16 protein-coding genes and 1 riboswitch are annotated in these 22,967 nt (G+C 50.3%); of the genes, 15 read left to right on the top strand and 1 reads right to left on the bottom strand.

What is annotated here, in order from left to right; genetic code table 11:
* Positions 1 to 8: 8 nt before the first annotated feature.
* Positions 9 to 8,090, top strand: coding sequence for a glycoside hydrolase family 94 protein (locus LSG31_RS18435; protein WP_347436505.1), 8,082 nt, complete (start codon positions 9 to 11; stop codon positions 8,088 to 8,090).
* Positions 8,091 to 8,173: 83 nt separating this feature from the next.
* On the opposite strand, the gene LSG31_RS18430 is transcribed toward LSG31_RS18435, so the two are convergent.
* A complete protein-coding gene (locus tag LSG31_RS18430) occupies positions 8,174 to 8,380 on the bottom strand; it encodes a helix-turn-helix domain-containing protein (RefSeq protein WP_347436504.1) in 207 nt (68 codons plus the stop codon).
* A gap of 353 nt (positions 8,381 to 8,733) precedes the next feature.
* Here LSG31_RS18430 and LSG31_RS18425 point away from each other — a divergent pair, with 353 nt between their 5' ends.
* From LSG31_RS18425 to LSG31_RS18360, 14 genes are all read left to right on the top strand, one after another.
* Positions 8,734 to 10,350 carry an ATP-binding protein gene (locus LSG31_RS18425; protein ID WP_347436503.1) on the top strand — a complete coding sequence of 539 codons (1,617 nt, stop codon included), beginning with the start codon at positions 8,734 to 8,736 and terminating at the stop codon, positions 10,348 to 10,350.
* 410 nt (positions 10,351 to 10,760) lie between these two features.
* Positions 10,761 to 10,970: riboswitch (cobalamin riboswitch) on the top strand.
* Positions 10,971 to 11,175: 205 nt separating this feature from the next.
* Positions 11,176 to 12,696: a cobyric acid synthase gene (locus LSG31_RS18420; protein WP_347436502.1), complete on the top strand. Its 1,521-nt coding sequence runs from the start codon at positions 11,176 to 11,178 to the stop codon at positions 12,694 to 12,696.
* Between the two features lie 72 nt (positions 12,697 to 12,768).
* Positions 12,769 to 13,317: a cob(I)yrinic acid a,c-diamide adenosyltransferase gene (gene cobO, locus LSG31_RS18415; RefSeq protein ID WP_347436501.1), complete on the top strand. Its 549-nt coding sequence runs from the start codon at positions 12,769 to 12,771 to the stop codon at positions 13,315 to 13,317.
* Positions 13,317 to 14,423, top strand: a complete 1,107-nt coding sequence (gene cobD, locus LSG31_RS18410; protein ID WP_347436500.1) for a threonine-phosphate decarboxylase CobD — start codon at positions 13,317 to 13,319, stop codon at positions 14,421 to 14,423. The genes cobO and cobD overlap by 1 nt, the downstream gene beginning before the upstream one ends.
* Positions 14,420 to 14,956: a bifunctional adenosylcobinamide kinase/adenosylcobinamide-phosphate guanylyltransferase gene (gene cobU, locus LSG31_RS18405; protein WP_347436499.1), complete on the top strand. Its 537-nt coding sequence runs from the start codon at positions 14,420 to 14,422 to the stop codon at positions 14,954 to 14,956. The genes cobD and cobU overlap by 4 nt, the downstream gene beginning before the upstream one ends.
* Positions 14,953 to 15,690 (top strand): adenosylcobinamide-GDP ribazoletransferase, encoded by a 738-nt coding sequence (cobS, locus tag LSG31_RS18400; RefSeq protein WP_347436498.1) that lies wholly within the window; start codon positions 14,953 to 14,955, stop codon positions 15,688 to 15,690. The genes cobU and cobS overlap by 4 nt, the downstream gene beginning before the upstream one ends.
* A gap of 6 nt (positions 15,691 to 15,696) precedes the next feature.
* Positions 15,697 to 16,305 (top strand): histidine phosphatase family protein, encoded by a 609-nt coding sequence (locus tag LSG31_RS18395; RefSeq protein WP_347436497.1) that lies wholly within the window; start codon positions 15,697 to 15,699, stop codon positions 16,303 to 16,305.
* Between the two features lie 121 nt (positions 16,306 to 16,426).
* The gene (locus tag LSG31_RS18390; RefSeq protein WP_347436496.1) at positions 16,427 to 17,137 is read left to right on the top strand and encodes an adenosylcobinamide amidohydrolase; all 711 of its coding nucleotides are present in this window, start codon (positions 16,427 to 16,429) and stop codon (positions 17,135 to 17,137) included.
* Entirely contained in the window at positions 17,138 to 18,127 is a 990-nt protein-coding gene (gene cbiB / locus LSG31_RS18385) for an adenosylcobinamide-phosphate synthase CbiB (protein ID WP_347436495.1), read from the top strand.
* 4 nt (positions 18,128 to 18,131) lie between these two features.
* Complete coding sequence (locus LSG31_RS18380; protein WP_347436494.1) at positions 18,132 to 18,734, top strand: histidine phosphatase family protein; 603 nt, start codon at positions 18,132 to 18,134, stop codon at positions 18,732 to 18,734.
* A 61-nt stretch (positions 18,735 to 18,795) separates the two neighbouring features.
* Positions 18,796 to 19,698: a sirohydrochlorin chelatase gene (locus LSG31_RS18375; protein ID WP_347436493.1), complete on the top strand. Its 903-nt coding sequence runs from the start codon at positions 18,796 to 18,798 to the stop codon at positions 19,696 to 19,698.
* Positions 19,699 to 19,713: 15 nt separating this feature from the next.
* Positions 19,714 to 21,387 (top strand): precorrin-3B C(17)-methyltransferase, encoded by a 1,674-nt coding sequence (gene cobJ, locus LSG31_RS18370; protein ID WP_347436492.1) that lies wholly within the window; start codon positions 19,714 to 19,716, stop codon positions 21,385 to 21,387.
* A gap of 142 nt (positions 21,388 to 21,529) precedes the next feature.
* Positions 21,530 to 22,309 (top strand): precorrin-6A reductase, encoded by a 780-nt coding sequence (cobK, locus tag LSG31_RS18365; protein WP_347436491.1) that lies wholly within the window; start codon positions 21,530 to 21,532, stop codon positions 22,307 to 22,309.
* Positions 22,306 to 22,959 (top strand): precorrin-8X methylmutase, encoded by a 654-nt coding sequence (locus tag LSG31_RS18360; protein WP_347436490.1) that lies wholly within the window; start codon positions 22,306 to 22,308, stop codon positions 22,957 to 22,959. Before cobK ends, LSG31_RS18360 begins: the two co-directional genes overlap by 4 nt.
* The last annotated feature ends 8 nt before the right edge of the window (positions 22,960 to 22,967 follow it).

The following is a 22,967-nucleotide window of genomic DNA, read 5'->3' as shown; positions in this document are numbered from 1 at the left end:
AGGCACTTATGATTCTCAACAACGATCAACTACTAGCGAGGGCACGCGAGTTTGCATTGTCAAATGAATTACGTGCAACCAATCGCCTGAATGCAAGCTTCTGGCCGGCATTTCGAGCGGATATGGCCAGCCTGCGAACGTTTGCCGAGCAATTGACGAACAGCAGAGCAGAATGCATGCAGCCTGCCGAAGACTGGCTGCTGGACCACATTGCCTTCTTGGAGACACAAGCGCAAGGTGTCATTCGAAGATTGCCGCGGGCAACTTTACGCAAGCTTCCGAAGTTGCAAGATACCGGGATGCCGCGCATCTACGGGATTTGTGACGATTACCTGACGCATGTGGACGGGCATTATGACGTACACTCGTTTGCGGCCTATGTGCGCTCATACCAGGAAGTGTCTGTCCTCAAAATTGCGGAATGTTGGGCATTGCCGACTGCCATGCGCGTCGTCATCATTCGCCGTCTTGCACAAGCCATGCGCGATGTGCAATACAGACATGACGTATGCAACTCTGTTGCGTCATTGCTCGAACGTCTGGGCGAAAAAAATATGTCGGATGCCGAAATTCGCGCATGTTTGGAACGGGAAACCCGCAGGCGAACATTCAGCGCTGCTGAAGTTGTGCACCTCGTGCGGCACCTGAGCGAGTGGGAGCCGGATATCCGCATGGTTCAGGATTGGCTTGCCGCACATGTGGAGAACAGCGAAGCGAGCCTCGAGCAGATGGTCTCCTTTGAACATCACCTGCAGTCGGAACTGCAGGTGACTTGCGGCAACCTCGTGCAAAGTATGCACATTTTGGAGCGACAGCCATGGCGCTTGACATTTACAAAGATATCTTGCGTGGAACAAATTTTGCTGTCAGATACAAACAGCGAATATGAGCGCATGGACTTTGCAAGCCGGGATTTACTGCGTAGACGTGTTGCGGAAATTGCGCGGCAACTAAACGTGCCGGAAACTTTGGTTGCGCAAACGGCCGTTCGGCTCGCACAGCAATGTCATGTGGAAGCATGTTCACCGGATGTGCCGGCGCGGGAGATGTGTCTCGCACATTACTTGCTTGATCCCCACGGCATTGCAGCCATGCGCAAAGCGCTTTGCGAGGTAACACGCCCGCGCCGGCTGCCGCAGATTGCCATCCGCCGCCGGCCGTTATCTGTGTATATGGCAAGTGTAACGCTGTTGTTTATCGGATTGCTGTTGCTTGCCGGTGCATGGACAGCTTTCGGAATCAGGGTTCGACCGCTATCTTGGGTGGCGACATTTATTGCACTTGCTTTGCCTGCGAGCGAATGGGCGATTGCCATTGTGCATGCATGGATTGGCAAATGCTGCAGACCCGCCGCGCTTTTGCGTTACGATTTTTCCGACGGTCTTCCTGAAGATGCCCGCACGATGGTCGTTATGCCGATCATCTGGTCGGATCTTGAAGACGTAGACGATGTGGTAGAGCGACTCGAGGTTCATTACCTGGCGAATCGGGAGCAGCATATTCACTTCGCCGTCTTGGCGGATTTTTCTGATGCGCCAGTTGCGACGCAAGCGGACGATAAGAAGCTGGTAGCGCACGCAATCGCGCGAATTCAGGCATTGCAAGCAAAATACGGATCAAGTCGGTTTTTTTTATTGCATCGTTCCCGCCGTTATAACGCTGTCGATGACGTGTATATGGGATGGGAGCGCAAGCGGGGCAAATTGGTCGAGTTCGTCGAACTGTTGTCGGGCAACGGCGATACCAGTTTTACAACCGTTTATGGACAAGCGGACATCCTGCAAGACATCCGATACGTGTTTACGGTCGATCACGACACGCAACTCCCGATTGGCGTCGTGAGCCGCATGGCTGGCACCATCCATTTTCCGTACAATCGGCCGCGGCTCAATGAATCCGGAACGCGTGTCAGCGCAGGATTTGGCGTGTTGCAGCCGCGCATTGGGGTAAGTTTTGAATCTGTACAAAAATCCCGATTTGCAGCACTTTGGGCGGGGGAGCCGGGCATTGACCCGTATGCCTTTGCCGTCTCCAACCCCTATCAGGATTTGTTTGGTCAGGCCATTTTTGTCGGCAAAGGTATCTTTGACGTCGAGGCGTTTCGAAAAACATTGGTCAACCGCATTCCGGATCACCATGTGCTCAGCCATGATTTGCTTGAGGGCGGATTTCTGCGCGCCGGGCTAGCGGCAGACATCGAAGTTGTGGAAGAGCATCCAAGCACGTTTTACGCATACGAGCGCCGTGCCCATCGGTGGATGCGCGGCGACTGGCAACTCATCAAGTGGCTGGGCCGCACGTGCAAAGACCGCTATGGCGATCGGCAGCATGTTGATTTGTGCGGGCTGACACGTTGGCAAATCATTGATAATTTGCGCCGCAGTCTGCTCGCTCCCGCACTTTTTCTGGTGGCGCTGCTTGGGGTGCGTGTGCTGCCTGGACGGGAAATGGCATGGGAAACGATTGTATTGTCGACCATTTTCCTGCCGTTCCTGCGTGCCATTGCCCACGGATTCGTGGGGCGCGGCTCGATGCGCACCGTTGGCGTCACGTTCTTGCAAAGTGTCGTGCAGCTTGTGACACTGCCGTTTGCTGCTGTGCTTGCACTCGACGCCATGCTGCGAACTCTCTACCGCGTCTTCGTGAGCCGCCGCAAGCTGCTGGAGTGGGTTCCGGCTGCACAGATGGATCGCGGTTCTGCAAACAGGCGCGTGTTTGTGTACGAGTCGGCCGGCTATGCTGTGATTGTTCTTTTTGCCGTGCTGACTTGGCTTTCCGGCGGGCTTTGGAATCACGCATTTGCAGTTGCCGCGCTTTCGATTTGGCTTTTGGCGCGTCCATTCATTCAACAATTGAATCGGCCAAGCACCCGAAAGGAACGCGCTTGGCTGGCTGCTGCACGTCCGGAGCTAAGGGAGTTGGCGCGGCAAATCTGGTCGTTTTATGAGCGATATGTCACTGCCGACGAATCATGGCTGCCGCCTGATAATGTGCAATATCATCCGCATGAGATCGTTGCGCATCGTACGTCACCGACCAACATCGGGTTGTATCTGGCATCCGTGATTGCCGCTCGCGATCTGGATTTTATCGACACCCTTACAATGGTGGAGCGTTTGGAGTTGACGATGCAAACACTCCAGGGAATGGAAAAATGGAATGGCCATCTGTTGAATTGGTATGACACCATTTCAGCAAAGCCCCTTGCGCCCCGTTATGTATCTACCGTCGACTCCGGAAACCTGGTTGCGTATCTGATGGTTGTACGACAAGGGCTTCGTCACTGGAGCATGCGGGAATCGGCGCTGCAATCCCGCATGGAAGGGCTGATGGAAGAAATCGACCGTTTCATCGAACAAACCAATTTCCAGCCGTTATTCAATGTGGACGAACGTTTGTTCTGTCTGGGTTGCCATGTTGACACAAATCGCAGAGAGACGATCCTGTACGATTTGTTGGCCTCCGAAGCACGGCAAGCGAGCTTTGTCGCCATTTCCTTAGGGCAAATTCCGGTTTCCCATTGGTTTACATTGGCTCGCACCATGACGTTGGCAGGGGGCTGCAAAACGCTTTTGTCCTGGTCAGGCACAATGTTTGAATATTTGATGCCGAGTCTCATCATGCGGACATACCGGAATACCGTGTGGGACTCTACATATCGGGGAGTTGTAGACCGCCAGCGGGAGTATGCGGATCGACAGCGCGTGCCCTTTGGCATTTCCGAAAGCGGCTATTATGCCTTTGACTATCAATTGAACTACCAATATCGGGCGTTCGGTGTTCCAGGACTTGGATTGGAGCGCGGCCTGGAACGGAATCTGGTGGTGGCGCCGTATGCTGCCATCATGGCCTTGCCGTTTGCAGGGGATGCAGGCATGGCAGCCCTTCGCAAGTTTGAAGATTTCGGCGCAAAGGGGAAGTACGGCTTTTACGAAGCGGTTGATTTCACGGTTCAGCGGCTGCCGGCCGGCAGCCGTCACGAGGTCGTTCAGAGCTTCATGGCGCACCATCAAGGCATGAGTATGCTTTCTATCGTCAACTTGTTGGCAGATGAAATCATGATTGCGCGCTTCCATGCCGATCCGCGCGTGCGGGCAACGAATTTGCTCCTGCAAGAGCGGGTGCCGGCGAAGGCGGCGCTGATTGAAGAGCTGCCGGGACTCCACGGGAAGTTGCCGGAATTCAAAGTGCAGGCTGACGATGCCGAGCGGACATTTCGCGAGCAGACGGCTCTGCCGGAAGTGAACGTGCTGTCAAATGGCCGCCTGACCAGTGTTGCCACGAATGACGGAAATGGCTTTCTTACATGGAACGGGCTTGCCGTGACGAGATGGCAGGAAGATCCGGTCGTCGGCACATCTGGTGTCATTGTATATGTCCACGAGGTTGCTACAGAGGAAACGTGGAGCATTACGCGCTTCCCATGCCAGACGGCAGATAACTCCAGCGTTAGGTTTCATCTTGATAAAACGACATGCGAGAGGAATTACAAAGGAATGTCGTCCAAATTGGATTTGGCCGTATCCCCGGATGTCGATGCCGAGGTGCGGCGAATTCAATTTGTCAACAACAGCGGTGAGGAGCGGACGCTGGAAGTGACTTCGTTCCTGGAGTTGGCGTTGGCGAGCCAATCAGACGATCGCGCCCATCCGGCTTTCAGCAAGTTGTTTATTCAAACGAGCCACGACGCAGCGGCCCGGTGCTTGTTGGCAAAGCGCAGACCACGGGAAGAGGACGAGCAGGAGGTTTGGGCGGTTCACACCGTCTACGTCGATGGTCACGATACAGGGGATTACGAGTATGAGACAGATCGGGCGGCATTCATTGGACGCGGCTATTCGCTGCAGGCACCGCAGGCGTTGAACATGCGGCTGCGGGGATCCGCCGGTTCTGTTGCGGATCCGGCGTTTGTCATGCGCCGACGGATCCACCTTGCACCACAGGAGTCGGCTGCCGTTTATATTGTGACAGGCGTTGCGGACAGTCGGGAACAGGCGATCGAGATCATTTATCGACTATGCGAGCCGGCGCAAGCCGATCGCACGTTCCATTTGGCTTGGGTGCGCACGCAAATCGACCTGCGCCATCTCCATCTGTCGCCGGCGCAAGCCTCTGCTGCACAGCTCCTGGCTGGGCGTCTGCTCTTTACTCCGCCTCTGTCGCGGGTGCGCAAGGATGCGATTGCGCACAACGCTTTAGGCCAGTCTGTCTTATGGTCGCGGGGAATCAGCGGTGATGCACCGGTTGTCACGGTTTGCATCAGCAACTTGGCGGATCTGCCGTTTGTCACGCTGTTGGCCCGTCAGCACCAGTATTTGTGTGCGCTTGGATTAGCGCTGGATCTCGTCGTACTTGACGAGACCAAAAGCGGCTATCAGGACGAGCTTATGCACCGCTTGCGCGAGAATCTCGCAGCTCGCGGCATTGGAGAGATGAAGCGGATCGCAGGGGTGAAGGAGTCCCAATTGTCGTTGGATGAACGGACTCTCCTCGTTGCAGTATCGCGAGTCTGGTTGCGGGCGGGCGGACCAAGCTTGCGCGCGCAATTGCAAATCGACGAAGGCGAACCGCGTCCATTGCCTGGTCTGCAAATGCAGCGGGATATGCAACGTCAACATGTGCCGCATATATCAGCACAAGGAGAATTTTTCAATGGCTGGGGCAGTTTTATCGAAGACGGTCAAGCGTACCAGATTCATGTACAAAATGGCGCATATCTGTCGAGGCCGTTGAGCAACGTATTGGCCAATCCGCAGTTTGGCTGCATTTTGACGGAACTGGGTACAGGCTACAGTTGGTGGCGCAACTCCCGCGAGTGCAAACTGACGCCTTGGAACAACGATCCGGTACTCGATCCGCCGGGAGAGTGTCTGTACTTGTGCGATATTGACACGAACAAAATATGGTCGGCCGCCCCCAAGCCGGCGGGTGGAGATCGGACGTATCAAGTTGTGCATGGGTGGGGATTCAGCCGGATCGAGCAAATGGATGGCGAGATTCTACATACGATGGAGACGACGGTTCCGTTAAACGACCCGCTGAAAATCATCCGGCTGCACGTGCGCAATATGAGTGAAGATACGAAGCGAATTTCTGTTACGTATTACGCGGAGTGGGTGATTGGCGTCATGCGGGAAGCGCAGGCCCCTTTTGTCGTAACCGAATGGGATCCGGAGATTTGTTCGTTGCTTGCCCGGAACACGTACCAAGAGGCGTTTCGGGATGCAGTCGGCTTTCTGCACATGACACGTCCGAATCATGCAGACGTGTTGGACTCCGCCGCGTATTCCTGGACGGGAGACCGGACGGAATTTATTGGCCGCGGCGGAACACCGGAATGTCCGGCAGCACTTTATGACGGAAAACTGTCCGGGCGAACGGGTACATTTTCCAATACGTGCGGTGCAGTACAAACCGTTGTCGAATTGCCGGCGAAAGGTGAAACGGAGGTCATCATCTTGTTTGGCTGCGCAGCCGCAAAAGAGAAAGTGCAGGCGCTTGTTCACAAGTACAGCCGAGCATCAGCCTACGCGGATACACTTGCCGGCGTGACGCGTTTCTGGCAACGCATCACGGGGCAAGTGAAAGTGAAAACACCAGATCGGGCCATGGACTTGCTGCTCAACGGTTGGTTGTTGTATCAAGCGCTCACTTGCCGGTTGTGGGCGCGAACGGCGTTTTACCAAGCGGGCGGCGCCTTCGGATTTCGCGACCAACTGCAGGATTCCCTTGCATTCCTGCACGCAGACTCTTCCATCACCCGGCAGCAAATCTTGCTAAATGCGGCGCATCAGTATCAGGAAGGGGATGTCCAACACTGGTGGCATGAGGAAACGAAGAAAGGAATCCGGACACGGTTTTCCGATGATTTATTGTGGCTTCCCTATGCTGTATCCCGTTATCTGGAACACACGGGCGATATCGGGATTTTACATGAGAACGTGCCGTTCCTGCATAGCGATGCACTGCAAGAGGGGGAATTGGAGCGGTATGAAGACACTGTGGTATCCGATGAGCGAGGTTCGCTGTTGGAGCATTGCCTGCGAGCCATTCGCCATGCCATGCGCTTCGGCGAACACGGCATTCCGCTCATGGGCATCGGCGACTGGAATGACGGCATGAGCCGCATTGGTGCAAAGGGGCGCGGCGAGAGTGTCTGGCTGGGTTGGTTCTTGCTCGATATCCTGAAACGATTTGCGCAAATGGAGAATGTTGGTGTACCGCCGAAGCTCGTTGAGCAGTTTGCGCAGACGGCGCACGAATTGGAGCAGCACCTGAATGAACACGCCTGGGATGGGGCATGGTTCCGCCGCGCGTTTACCGACGCGGGGAAGTGGCTTGGGTCAATCGAAAACAAAGAGTGCCGAATTGACGCCATTGCCCAGTCATGGGCGGTGATATCACAGGGGACATCGAAAGATCGGCAAATGCGCGGGATGCGTTCCTTTGATCGTGAACTGGTCGACCGGGAGCTGGGTCTTGCGCGGCTATTGACAAAGGCGTTTGATGAAACGCAGCCGAGTCCGGGGTATATACAAGGCTACCCGCCAGGCATTCGCGAGAACGGCGGCCAATACACACACGGCGTGATTTGGAGCATTGTCGCTTGGGCGATGCTGGATCGTCGCGATCAGGCGTTTGATCTGTTTTCCATGCTCAACCCAATATCACATACGCGAACAGTACGGGATGTCCGGATGTACGCAAACGAACCATATGTGATGTCAGCGGACGTATATACGGCGGATCCGCATCAAGGCAGGGCCGGCTGGTCTTGGTATACAGGAGCGGCGGGTTGGATGTACCAAGCAGGGCTTGAGTATGTCCTAGGTGTGTTCCGCCGGGGAGATCGACTGTATATCCGTCCGTGTGTGCCAATGGAATGGGATTCGTTCACCCTCGAGTACAACTATGGTGCCACAACCTATTGCATCGAGGTCAACTGTGAGCAGGGCGGCAAAGATCCATCAACATGGGTGGTTGACGGCCAGCAAGCAGTCAATCAGTCGTATTTGCAGCTTGTCGATGATGGCAGAGTCCACCATGTAACAGTTCAAACAACTTGGCAGTCTCTGAGTACTGTGGGATAAATGATGGGGCAAGGATGTCACAAGGGGGGAGTCTGCCAGGCTCCCTTCCTGTTGTTTTGGCCTACAATGTCTTTGCAATTCCGCTATTTGCGTATCACCTTCATCCAATCGTTCGGTTCGATATGTAACTCTGTGCATATCGTATCAATCACATCGACAGGCAATCGGCTGATTTTGTTGTTCAAAATATTATATAACGTCCCTTCACGTATTCCTGTTCGATGTGCAAATTGACGTTCGGAAATTCCCCTTTCGGTAAGTATTTCACGAAGAGTAAAAACAATTGCCAAATCCTATCACCTCTATGATGTCATATTCTAAGTTGCCATATAAAGATACTTTACTCTATTAATGAGCTTGACATACTACGTTTAAAGTTGTAAATTTTAATATGTTTGGTTTTTCCTATTTCCATTAAAACACAAATGTGTAAAGTTGTATGCTTATTTCTTGCAGATCACTACGTTTACCTTTCTGACTTGAAGATTACAAGGAATGTCTATCATCGCGTATGGAAAAAAATGCGAATTTTACTTTCCAAATTGATTTGATTATGTGATATTCTAAATTACAGAAATATACAACTTGCTATTTGTTGGGTTTTTATAGAAAACAGGTTTGCTTATAAGGAGATAATTATTTTATGCAAAATGTACCGGTTTATATTGCGGATTCAAAAGATAGATGTAGAAAATTAGGCTTGGATCCTATGAAATATCCTGTTCCCAAAAAAATTTTATCACATATTGAATTACGCATAAAACAGGTGAAATATGGAGAGATCCTTTCTGTAGCACGATTTTTTGCCGAGAAAATAGTATCTCTTTTAAAAGGGACGCCTCTGTTGCTGCTTTTTACAGACGACGAAGGTATAATTCTTGAAATGTACGGCGATGAAACGATGAAGACTATGATGATTCAAACGGGAATCACGTACGGCGTTCCATTATATGAACAAGAAATGGGAACAAACGCTATTTTCCTTGCTCTACGGGAGAAAAAACCAATTGAACTTATCGGAGAAGATCATTATCATCATTTTCTGCATTCTTCATCCTGCTATAGTGTTCCGTTTTATTTCCCGGAGATCAATTTTTTGGCTGGAACCATATCTATCATGACGTCTGTTGAATTCCATAGCCCATACCAATTACCATTATTATCAAATATGGTAGAATCTATTAAAAGAGAAATCTTACTTCGCAGAAAAAACCGTACGCAGAACCTGCTAAACCATGTAATGCTGAACACGATCCGCAACGGAATCATAGTTACCGATAAATTTGGATATGTTACAGAATTTAACCACTTCGCCGAACAAATTACATGCTGTGGAAAAAAAGATATGATTGGCCAATCCATTTTTTCGTTTGAACCAATGGGGCATTATATTTATGAATCCCTGAATCATCGCACACGGTTTGAGGATGTTGAATTAACATTCACGAATTTAAATTCGCAAAAGTTTATTTTTTTATTCGATGCTCTACCCATTTACGATGATACCAGCGAGTTGGTTGGTGCCTATGCCCAATTTCGAGATATAACGGATCGTTATGAGCTGGAGAAACAAGTGATTGCATCGGAAAAGTATTCCGCCATAGGAAAAATGGCTGCTGGATTGGCGCATGAAATACGCAATCCTCTTACCTCTATTATGGGATTCATTCAATTATTGGTAGGACAGTCGAAAAGAGATGAGCGGGAGATTCCGTATATTCATATCATTTATCATGAACTTCAACGTGTTAAAAAGTTAGTATCTGACTTTGTGCTTATGGCAAAGCCTAGTGTACCCGATCAAAAACTTTGCATCTTGCAAGATCTTCTCATGGAAGTCGTACAGTTAATGGAAAGCCAAGCGATTTTGAAAAATACTACGATTCGTACACAATTTTATGATATGCCGCTTACCTTATGTATCGATCCAATACAAATTAAGCAAGTCATGATCAATTTAATTCAAAATGCGATTGAAGCGGTAGGCGATCATGAAGGTACTGTCAGCGTGTCATTAGAAAACGATATGACAAATCAAAAAGCTATCATCCAAATTCGAGATAATGGAATTGGAATGACTGAGGAAGAGCTCAGACAAATTCTAAATCCTTTCTTTACGACGAAAGAAGATGGCCTGGGGCTGGGTTTATCGGTTTCTTATCGCATTATAGAAAATCATCAAGGAACCATTACCGTTTGTTCGGAAAAGGGGGCCGGAACTGCGTTTACGATTGTATTGCCCATTCAGAACTCTAAGTAAGCTGAGGTTTTTTTACGAAAAAGGGAGGTACATTTGATGAGCACTGTTGTATCCGTTTTGATGGAACGATTTATCGTACTCCTCTAAACGTGAAAGGATATGCGGAATCAATGGGGGCCAAAGCCTTTTGCTGTAGAACTTCGAATGAACTTGAGGATGCACTGCGTCTTGCCTTGCTTCAACAATCCGCAACAGTTATAGAAGTAATCGTTGATCCTGAAGAAATTCCGCCAACTTTAGCCAGAGGTTAATTCTTTGCAAACGGCGGATCAACCCAAAGAACCTTTTTTTAAAATATTTCTAGACAAATTGTATCTTTTCCAGTAATTTATTAATAGGATTTCGAGTATAATAAATCAATTGAGTTGCAAGTTGCGTAACAATTTCATATTGAGAAGAATGTTTTACACATTTTCTTTTTGGAAATAGGTGTTGTGCATGCACAAACATGCACGGCTTAATAGGGAAGTCCGGTGAAAATCCGGCACGGACCCGCCACTGTAAAGGTTGTCAAAAAATTTGACGACCCTTCTGTCACAACGTCACTGAAACCTTGTTTTGGGAAGACGACAGAGGGGGATAGCCTGAGTCAGGAGACCTGCCTATTTTTGCACATTGTCAACCTACGTGGATTTAGGTGAATGTTAGTGTAGTACAGTTGCCGATACGGCTGTCCCCAATCATATGCAGAAGTTTGCGACCAGTCGCATATGATTTTGGCAAAGTCATTCCGGCAACAATCAAACTCTAGCATTTAGCATTTCCAGCCTTCGTGGTTGGAGATGCTTTTTTATTTTCTACGGGGTTTTAAGGAGAGGAAAACGCATGGGAAAAGCGATTCCCATTATGATTCAAGGCACGAGTTCCGATGCGGGGAAAAGTGTGATTGCCACGGCGTTTTGCAGAATTTTTAAACAGGATGGGTTTCTGACGGCACCTTTCAAATCCCAAAATATGGCTTTGAATTCGTATGTCACAGTCGATGGGAAAGAAATCGGCAGGGCGCAAGGCGTACAGGCGGAGGCGGCGGGGATTGATGCCACGACCGAGATGAATCCGATTTTGATCAAGCCAACAAGGGATCTGGAGTCGCAGATTGTCGTCAATGGAGAACCATTCGCCAATATGAAGGCGATGGCATATCGATCCGACTTTTTCGCGCAAGGATTGCAAGTGATCAAACAATCCTATCATACGTTATCGCAAATCTATGAGCGGATCGTAATTGAAGGCGCAGGCAGTCCGGCAGAAATTAACTTGAATGATCGGGAGTTGGTCAATATGCGGGTGGCAAAACTGACACATTCTCCCGTGATTCTAGTCGCCGACATCGAACGCGGCGGCGTATTTGCAAGCCTTGTCGGCACGTTGCAACTACTTGACGAGGAAGATCGCAAGCGCGTGATCGGAGTCATCATCAACAAGTTTCGCGGCGATTTGGCACTGCTAAAGCCGGGACTTGCTTGGTTTGAACGATACACGGGAAAGCCGGTGCTTGGCGTGATCCCTTTTTTATCGGAACTTCATATCGACGCAGAAGATTCTTTGATTCTTCCGCAATTGAAATGTACGACAAGCGAGTCAAAGGAAATTGATATAGCGGTGATTCAATACCCGAAAATATCTAATTTTACGGATGTGGATCCATTCCGTGTCGAGCCGGATTGTCAAGTACGCCACGTCACTCACGCAAATGAATTGGGCGAACCGGATCTCGTGATTTTTCCGGGAAGCAAAAATACAATGGAAGATTTGTTGTATCTTCGCACTCTCGGATTGGAGGAACGATTGGGCAGTCTCTACCAAAAGCGGCGTTCCATGTTTGTGGGGATCTGCGGCGGCTATCAAATGTTAGGAAAAGAAATTCATGATCCCGATCATGTGGAGTCGCCCCATGCGCGTATGCAAGGGTTCGGGTGGATTCCCATGAAAACGCAACTGGAAACAAAGAAAATTACCCGATTGTCGACAGGACAAGTGATCACCTTCGGTACGCCCATTCCTGTCAAAGGCTATGAAATCCATATGGGAATATCTGAAAAATTAGAACTCGTACCGGATTTGATTCAAATGAATGACCACATGGAAGGGACGTACGTGCCCGAGACAAACGTGCTCGGAACCTATTTTCACGGAATTTTTCACAACGATGAATTTCGCAAAACCGTCTTGAACAGGATTCGGCTGAAAAAAGGACTGCCCATCATGGAACAACGCCCTTCATTTTTACAATTGCGGGAGCAAAGTTTTGATATTCTGGCGGATCACGTACGGAAACATGTACAAATGGAATTCATTTATGAACAAATGGACGCATTTCATAAACGGGAAGAAACACTCGTATAGTGCGTGTTTAAAACTTTTTGAACATCCCCGTTCAGGAAATTCCGTCTGATCTGGAAAGGTGGGTTTGCTTGTATGCAGCAAAAACAGGATCGAAGAGGACTCGTTCTCGTTTACACAGGAGATGGGAAAGGAAAAACCACGTCTGCTCTTGGATTGGCGGTGCGTGCATTCGGAAGAGGACTGAAGCCGCTGATGATTCAATTTATCAAATCCCCCAAACGCACATATGGTGAACGAACGATATTCCATCAATTGGGCATTGAAATCTATCAAACAGGAGTCGGGTTTACCTGGACGAAAACTCCCGAAGAACATCGGGCAGCGTTGCGGGAGGCCTGGGAGTTTGCCAAGACAAAAGTTTTGAGCGGGGCATACGATTTGGTCATTCTCGATGAATTGAACAACGCCCTTGCCATCCAGTCGTTTCCTATTGCAGATGTGCTTCCGCTTGATGATGTGATCGATTGTATAAAAAATCGTCCACAGCATATGCATCTTGTGATAACGGGACGGCATGCCTGCGAAGAAATCATCGAGCTTGCGGATCTGGTGACGGAGATGAAAGCAGTCAAGCATTACTACGAAGCAGGAATACCGGCTGTAAAGGGGATCGAATTGTAATGGGCATCCTTGAAACATTTGGCCATGGGGGCGATATTACGACAGCTGCGGAGGTTTTCGGGATTCCTTCGTCGCAAATGCTGGATTTCAGCGCCAATATCAATCCGCTCGGCCCGCCTGCAAGGATTATGGAAAAGCTGCCGGATCTCTTTCGTACCATTGTCCATTATCCGGATTCCGGCCAGCGAATGTTTCGCAGGGTACTCGCGGAACGCTTACAAATCGACCAGGCGCAGCTGCTGGCAGGAAACGGTGCGGCGGAGTGTATGGCGCTGGCACTGCAGGGATTGGCTCCTGCGCGAGTCGGAGTGGTGTATCCCTGTTTTTCCGAATATGAACAGTTGGCAAATGCGTATCAAATTCCCGTCAGCAGTTGTCTGGGCCGGGAAGAAAATCATTTCCGGCCGGATATGAAAGAATTGCGGCGATTGATTGAAACAACCGATCTGGTCTTTCTCGGTCATCCCAACAATCCGACCGGCATGCTGTATACACAAGGACAATTGGAACAAATGGCAGAGTGGGCGAAGCGATATCACACCTATCTTGTCATCGATGAAGCGTTTCTCGATTTTGTGGAACCTGCAGGACAGCCGACGCTGTTTCATCAGATTTCAAACAATCCGAAGATTGTTCTGATCCGATCCATGACCAAATTTTATGCAATACCAGGACTTAGGCTTGGTTATACGATTGCACATCCATCTGTGATACAGCAGATGAAACGAAAGCAAGTCCCCTGGAGCGTCAATCAATTGGCGCTTGCTGTAGGGACGATGTGTTTAGCTGAGCAGGAGTATGAAACAGTGACAAGACGGCTGATTCAAAATGAGCGGGAGCATCTCTGTCAGAGCATGCGAAAACATTTTGGCTGGCAAGTATGGGAAGGAGCTGCCAACTTTCTCCTGACGCGTTTGCCGTCGCAAGTAACGGCAGAACAGTTCCAATGGAATATGGGACGCAAAGGAATTCTCATTCGCAGCTGTGCCGATTATCCGGGTCTTACCATACGGGATGTCCGTTTTGCTGTTCGCACCCGCGGGGAAAACGACAAGCTCCTGGATACGATCAGCAAAGTCCTGCGGGAGGTGTGTATAGTTCTATGAGAATCCAGTTTGTCATCGGAGGCGCTCGTTCCGGCAAAAGCGAGTTTGCAGAAAATACCGCACGATCCATAGGAAACTCCGTACTGTATGTAGCAACAGGCGTATGCACAGATGCGGAAATGGAAAAACGGATTCAGTTGCATCAAATGCGTCGTCCTATGGAATGGGGATTTGTGGAAACACCTTATGATTTGGGGGATTCCGTACACTTTTATGACCACTATCACGTAGTCTTGGTGGATTGTTTATCAACCTGGATCAGCAACTTGCTCGTGCAGGAACCGGAAGAAAACTGGCAGGAACCGGAAATTGCCGGGCAACTGTTGGAGCAGGCACAGCAGTGGCTGCGGGCAGTGGAGGAGATCGACGGAACATTGATCGTCGTTTCGACGGAAGTCGGGTTAGGCGGTGTCGCCATGTCAAGACTTGGCCGGTGGTATCAGGACGTTCTGGGCAAATGCAACCAGTATGTGGCGGCAGCGGCTGATGAAGTGTTCTTTGTCGCAGCAGGTATTCCCTGGAGGATCAAATGATGCAGCCATTTTTTCACGCGCTGGCGTTTTTGACGCGGATTCCCGTTCCCCCTTTGTCTGCATCGGAAGGGGATTGGCAGAAAAGTGCTGCATACTATCCTCTCGTCGGTGGCATTTTGGGCGTTTTGATCTATGCAGCTTCTATGCTTTTTATAAATCGAATGCCAATGCCAGTCGGTGCGGTACTTTCACTGTCCTTCTGGGTGTATTTGACAGGCGGCCTGCACCTGGACGGTTGGATGGATTTGGCGGATGGTCTGGGCAGCAATCGCACCCGGGAGCAAATGCTGGCCATCATGAAAGACAGCAGGGTCGGGGCGATGGGTGTCATTGCAGGCGTACTGGTATTGCTGGTAAAGGCGGCCGCCCTGTATGAATTGATGTATCACCGTGAACTGGGTTGGGTCATTGCATCACCCGTACTCGCCCGCGCTTATCTCCTTGCAGCGATTTACTTCTATCCCTATCTGTCCGAGAAAGGAATCGCCAGCGGGTTAAAAACAGGTCTGTCAAAAAGTGGTTTAGCCATCAATTTCGTTATTTTACTGTTGGGATTGGCTTATTTCTTTGGGGTAAAAGGACTTTTGCTGTGTTTGCCGACGTTTTTTCTCAGTTGGCTGTTTTCCCGCTCTATCGTAAAACGGCTGCAAGGGCTGACAGGCGATTGTTATGGAGCGATTGTCGAGTGGACAGAAGCGGTCAGCCTCGTAGTCATTCTGGCATTGGGGAAGTGAGTGGTTGTGCGAGTCATATGGCTTCGTCATGGAATCACACAAGCAAACATGGAAAAGCGGTATATCGGCCATCTGGATGTCCCGCTGACGGAAACCGGCAGAGAGCAGGTCAGGACGTTCGCTGCCAAATTGTCGAAGTCAGTCCCTTGGAATGGATGGGATTGCATCGCAACATCCGATTCGATCCGCTGCAGGCAAACGGCAGAGTTGTTGGGGCAGCGTTTTGCGGCTGCAACAATCCCTACGCAGGCGTTGCGGGAACTGAATTTCGGCAAATGGGAGGGAATGACATACGCGGAGATTCAGCAAGGGGATGCGGGCCGATATAAAGAGTGGATTCGCCATCCTTTCACATTGGCCCCTCCCGGCGGAGAGACTTTGTATGCGTTGGGACAGCGTGTGGATGCCTTTTTAAACGATCAATTGAATCAATGGACAGAAGCAGCCGATCGGACGATTGGAGTTGTCACACATGGCGGACCGCTCCGGTGGTTTTTGAGCAAATGGATCGAGGGGGATCCGGCACAGTTTTGGCATGTGCGGGGAATTCCTCACGGACAGGGGATTTCAACACGTTGGGACGGCAGACATTGGTCTGTGACCGACTGGATCTGACGCGTTTGCAAAAAACAAAGAAAACCTGGCTCTTTCACGCTTGCGGCGAGAATGAGCCCCGTGTAGAAAACGGATTTGAAAGAAATTTTGATGGTTGAAGGAAACTTGAAGGAGAGCACCGATGGCACAACCGTTCCGTCAAAACACGCAAGTATACCGACCGAAATTATTCCCGAAACTGTCGATTGCCTTCAAGGGAGACCATATATGTTTCCAATCGGCTGGTTTGTTGCATTCATACAGTTCAGCATTGTGGGGAGGTGGGCAGAAGGAAGCCGATTGTTTTGTCAATTGGAAAGTGCCTCTGCAATATCAAAGCTCCGATCCGCAACGGATGATGTGTGAACAGTTGGCAAACTGGGGCTATTCTATTGATTCGTCGATCGGATTGCAAACGGCCGCCAAATTGACACATGCTTCCATCGTGGAAGAGGCGGGCGATGCGTTTCGCCTGCTTTGCTGCACGACAGTCGGGACAGGGAATCGGACACGGGCCGGGAAATTTCGAAAAACGTATTCTGCCTATCGGTGTGGCACCATTAATACGTTTCTGTTTATTGCCGGACATCTGATGGATGCCGCGATGATCAACGCCATTATCACGGCAACGGAAGGCAAAACGGCTGCTTTGCAAGATTTAAAGATCACGGATGATGACGATCAATTTGCAACGGGGACGACTACCGATGCGATTGTTGTGGCAGCGGAACGTCCCGGGCACGATGCTCCTGTTCATCGCTATGCCGGGACTGCAACGACATTGGGAAATGCAATCGGCCGCTTGGTCTATCAAACCGTTTATGAAGCCGGGAGTACACAAGGAGATCCATAAATGTCGCATATTGCAGAATTGGCGTTTGCATATTGGCTCGATGGGTGGATTGGCGATCCACGCTGGATGCCTCATCCCGTTGTATGGATGGGGAAAGGGATCGCGTTGCTGGAACGAATCATTCGCAGGTTTGTCAAAAAGAAATCGCAATGGAAGATCGCCGGCATTTTGTTTCCTTTGCTTTTGGCCGGGGGAAGTTACGGTACGGTCTGGCTGCTTTTGCATGTACTTTCGAAGTTTTCTTTCTGGCTGTCATGGATCGTTGGAGTATGGCTGATTTCCACCACAATTGCTACGAAAGGACTGGCCGATGCGGGGCTTGTGATTTATCGGCATCTCATTTGCGGCGATCTGGAACGTGCGCGTCGCTCCTTATCCATGGTGGTGGGGCGGGATACAGAGCATTTGAATGAGCAAGAGATTGCCCGGGGAGCCATCGAGACTGTGGCGGAAAACATCGTCGATGCGGTGATTGCACCGCTGTTTTACGGCATGATCGGCGGACCGCCGCTGGCAATGGCCTACCGGGCAGCCAATACGCTGGATTCGATGGTGGGTTATAAAAATGAGAAATATGCGGAACTGGGATGGGCCTCCGCTCGTTTCGATGACCTGCTCAACTGGATTCCGGCACGCATGGCTGCCGTTGCAGTTGTGTTTGCAAGCGGCTGCCTTGGGTTCGATTGGCGCAATAGCTGGAAGGTGATGCGTCGCGATGCAAGACTTCACCCGAGCCCGAACAGCGGATTTACAGAAGCCGGAATGGCAGGCGCCCTTGGCATTCAACTGGGAGGTCTCAATTTTTATCAGGGGATTCCCTCGATGCGGGCCAAATTGGGCGACCCTTTGCATCCTCTTTCACCTTTGCATATACAGGATGCGGTCCGTGTCATGCGTTTGACCTGTACATTGTTTCTCATCTTTGGATTGATCTGTATGTTCTTTGCAATGACCGATTTTGCTTCATTGGCAATGCACTTGTGGAGGTGAAAGGATGAATCTAGTCGTCATGCGGCACGGGGAGACAGATTGGAATCGCTGTGGGCGAATGCAAGGGCAGTTGGAAACATCGCTCAATCAAACGGGCTACGAGCAAATCCGAAACGCCTGCCGCAAGCTTTTCCAACGATATGCGTTTGCCCGCATACTCTCAAGCCCGTTGTTGCGAGCCAGACAGTCAGCCATGGTATGCGGCGATTATTTTCAGCTCCCCATTGAATTTGTACAGCAATTTTCTGAACGCAGGTTTGGTCTGTTGGAAGGGAAAACGAGGGAAGAAATCTATGAGCAATTTCAAGTCTCCCATCCAGAGGAAATCTCTGATACCCGTTTTGGAGTGGAATCGATGGATCGTCTGGTTGAGCGTCTTGTCAGCGGACTGGAATATCTGCATGCACAGTATGCGGATGAAACACTTTTGTTGCTGACACACGGCAGCATCATTCGCTGTTTGGCCGGCCTTGGCGGACAAAACATCGATCGGATTGGCAACGGCGGGTTTTTTGAGTTGGATCTTGGGCGCATCAGGAAAGGATATGTCCGACAACTCCTGGGGGAGAGGGATGTTTTATTGCATCCTGGCATATGTAAGCCATGAATGATAAAGAAGCAAATCTAGTATGTATCAATCGAATTTGACTCGGGCGGAGGTAGATGAAATGAAAGAAGCAACATTGTTAGTCGGGCATGGAAGCAGAGATGCTGACAGCAATTTGGAGTTTTTTCAATTTGCGGAAAACGTACAAAAGGCCATGCCGGAGAACAGGATTGTCCCATGTTTTTTAGAGTTAGCGGAGCCGAATATACCGATGGGCATTCAACAATGTGTGGAGATGGGAGCAAACCGCATTGTTGTCGTGCCTGTCATTCTATTGGCAGCGTCACATGTAAAACTGGAAATCCCGGAGTTCCTGGATCAGGCGCGTCAACGATATCCGGGAGTAGAATTCGTATATGGCAGAAACGTAGGATTGCATGAACGAATTTTAGAGTTGCTTACCGATCGTTATTATCAAGCAGTCCGACATGCAAAAACGGATGAATCGGATACGACAGCAATTGTGCTGATGGGCAGAGGAAGCAGCGATCCCGATGCAAATGGCGATATTTATAAAATTTCCCGCCTGCTTTGGGAGCGGACGGAAGTATTGACCGTCGAAACCTGTTTTACCGGCATTACGACACCGCTTTTGCCGACGGGAATCAAGCGGGCGGTCGCGTTGGGCGCCAAACAAATCATCGTCGTGCCGTATTTCCTGTTTACAGGAGTATTGATCAAACGCATGCACGATTTGCTTGCACAGCTGCAGCAAGAGTTTCCGCAGATTCCAGTGAGGATGGCTGAATATTTTGGATTCCACGATACTTTGGTGGCGATTGTGAAGGAGCGGGTCCTGGAGGCAGCGGCGGGACAATCGTTCATGAACTGCGACATGTGCAAATATCGCCTGCAAGCAATCCATAATCATGACCACAATCATGACCATCATCATGACCACAATCATGACCATCATCATGACCATCATCATGACCATCATCCGGCCGAGCCCGCGGTGAAATAATGGGGAGGTATGTGTATGCCAGGCAAAATCCTTATTGTCGGTTTTGGACCGGGAAGTTTTGAACATATCACGGAGCGCGCAAGAGGCGCCATCGAGGAAAGTGAAGTCATTATCGGCTATAACACCTATGTTGACCTTATTCGGGGACTTTTGCGCGGACAAGAGATCGTTCGCACCGGGATGACAGAAGAAGTCAGCCGTGCGCAAAAAGCGGTTCAACTTGCAAAAGAGGGAAAAATCGTCGCAGTCATTTCCAGCGGCGATTCCGGGGTCTACGGCATGGCTGGCCTGATCTTTGAAGTATTGATCGAACAAGGCTGGCGGGAAGGTGACAATCCTTTCGTCGAAGTGATTCCAGGCATATCGTCGATTCATTCCTGCGCCGCACTGCTTGGGGCGCCGATTATGCACGATGCGTGCACGATCAGCTTGAGCGACCATTTGACGCCTTGGGATGTGATCGCAAAACGGGTGGAAGCAGCCGCGCAAGCCGATTTTGTGATTGCACTGTACAACCCGCGCAGCGGCAGGAGAACCCGGCAAATTGTAGAAACGCAACAGATTCTCTTGAAATATCGTTCTCCCAAAACCCCGGTCGGGTTGGTGAAAAGTGCCTATCGCGATCGGCAGAACGTCATTCGTACGACATTGGAGCACATGCTGGAACACGATATCGGCATGTTGACGACAGTGATTATCGGCAACTCTTCCACATTCTATCATGATCGGCTGATGATTACGCCAAGGGGCTATCAGCGGAAATATTCCCTTGATACATTGGAACAAAAGCTGCGGCCTGCGGAACGGCTGCGTACGGAAAACGAACCATGGGCATTGCATGCAGTGTTGCTGGAAGAGCGGCAGTCGATCCGACAACTGGCGGATGAAGCGCTTGCAATCATTTCCGGCAGACCCGCCCAATTGATGAAATCAAACGCTGCTCATCCATCTGTTGCAAATTCTGCTGCAACTGCCACATCTGCAGCAAATGCCGATGGGAACGAAGCATTCTTTGCCAATGGCCATATGGGAGAGTTTCCATCTGCCATCTTCGAAGTTGCCATTGCCCCGGGAGTGGCCAATAAAAAATTTACTCCGGCGCAGCTGGCTTGTTTGGCCGATATGGCAAAAGAACAAGGGGAATTGGAATATACCACGGCACATCAAATGATTCTCCGGATTCCGACAAAGGATCCGGAGGCGATTGTCGCTCAATTGCAAAGTGCAGGCCTGCTCCTGTTTCCCATTGGCGATGTCGTAAAGGTAAAAGCCTGTGATTTCTGCGATGGGGAAAAACATGAAGGAATTCCCTATGCGGAAGAGCTGACAAGGCGATTGGCCGGCAGGAAGGTAGAGAAGGAGCTGCGCATCGGGTTCAACGGCTGTGCCATGTCTTGTTATGGCGCTGTCAACGATGACATCGGACTGGTGTTTCGCAAAGGCACATTTGATTTGTTTCTGGGAGCCAAGACGACCGGCCGCAATGCCCAGCCGGGCCGACGCGTGGCGGAAGGAATCCCGGCGGATCGCATGATGGAAGTCCTTGAGACGATCGTGCGGGACTATGAAACACATGCGTTTCCCGGCGAGCGGTTCCATAAGTATTGGAAACGGGTGGGACAAATCGCCGGATATGTGTATGAAGAGAACGCGCCGGCAGTTGTGGCGGAAACGGTTTGCGGCAATTGAGAAGTTGATACAAAATAGTTGGTAGATTCATATATTGCGAGTTGAAATGAATATTTGCAATAGACATGGAAGACGGACATGCAGAGCGAACATCGCCCGGGCAACAAATAGAATCGATTTTTACAGGAAAGAAGGACTGCGTATGATTTTTCTGATGGCAGGTACGAGTGATGCGAGAGAATTGGCGCTGGCCTTAAAAGAACAGGGCTATCCGCTGCTTGCGAGCGTTGTGACGGAAAGTGCCGCGAAGTCGCTGCAGGATGCCGGGATTGAGGTGCGGGCTGGACGACTCGATACAGCGGCGATGGTCGATGTGTTAAAAAGCAGCAATGCCCGGCTGCTGGTGGATGCCAGCCATCCGTTTGCAGAGGAAGCGCATCGTACGGCAATGGCTGCTGCAAAAGCCTGCGGTATCGAATATGTTCGCTTTGAGCGGGCGGCTGCGATGTACGATGACAGTCCCGGCGTCACCGTTGTCGATACATATGAGCAGGCTGCCGAACTGGCGTATGCACGAAAAGGCAGCGTCATGCTCACGACAGGCAGCAAAACACTGCAGATTTTTACCAGACGATTGCTCCAGGATCCGGACATACGATTGGTTGCGCGCATGTTGCCGCGACAAGACAACATGGAAAAATGCGAACAATTGGGTATGGAACAGAAAAATATCATCGCCATGCAAGGGCCGTTTTCAAAAGCGTTAAATGAAGCGCTGTATCGGCATTTTGGCACGACATTGATGATTACCAAAGAGAGCGGGCAAGTGGGTGCCGTCGATGAAAAAGTGCGGGCAGCATTGGATATGGGGATTTCGGTGATCGTCATCGGACGGCCCAAGATCGAATATGGCACAAGTTTCTCCACGATCGACGGTGTAGCAGATGCAGTAAGAAAAAATTGGGAGGGGATTTTACAATGAATTTTCAAACAGAGTTTCAGCCGATTTCGGTTCAACCGCAGGAGATTGAAAAGAAAAGTTTTGAAATGATTGCAGAGGAGTTGGGACCCCATTCCTTTACGGAGGAACAATTTCCGATTGTGCAGCGGGTGATTCATTCATCAGCCGATTTTGAACTCGGTCGCAGCATTGTCTTTCATCCGCAAGCGGTCCAGGCCGGGATTGCCGCGATCCGCGCCGGACGAACCATTGTTGCCGATGTGCAAATGGTTCAGGCCGGGATCAGCAAACCTCGCATCGAGTCATTCGGCGGGGAAGTGAAAGTGTATATTTCCGATCCTGATGTGATGGAAGAAGCAAAACGGCTCAACACGACACGGGCGATTGTATCTGTCCGCAAAGCGGTAAAAGACGCACCTGGAGGCATCTTTGCCATCGGCAACGCGCCAACCGCCTTGTTGGAGCTGATTCGCTTGGTAAAAGAAGGTGAGGCACAGCCTGGCTTAATCGTCGGCGTGCCTGTCGGATTCGTATCGGCAGCCGAATCGAAGGCAGAATTGATGAAACTCGATGTGCCGTTTATTGCAAATCACGGGCGGAAAGGCGGCAGTCCGATTGCGGTTTCCATCATTAACGCACTGTCGATTCTGGCAGACAAACAGGCTAGGTGAATGAAATG

The organism is Fodinisporobacter ferrooxydans, from assembly GCF_022818495.1.
Taxonomy (GTDB): domain Bacteria; phylum Bacillota; class Bacilli; order Tumebacillales; family MYW30-H2; genus Fodinisporobacter; species Fodinisporobacter ferrooxydans.
The sequence above is the reverse complement of the archived record's forward strand: the minus strand, read 5'-3'. Positions and strand labels throughout refer to the sequence as shown.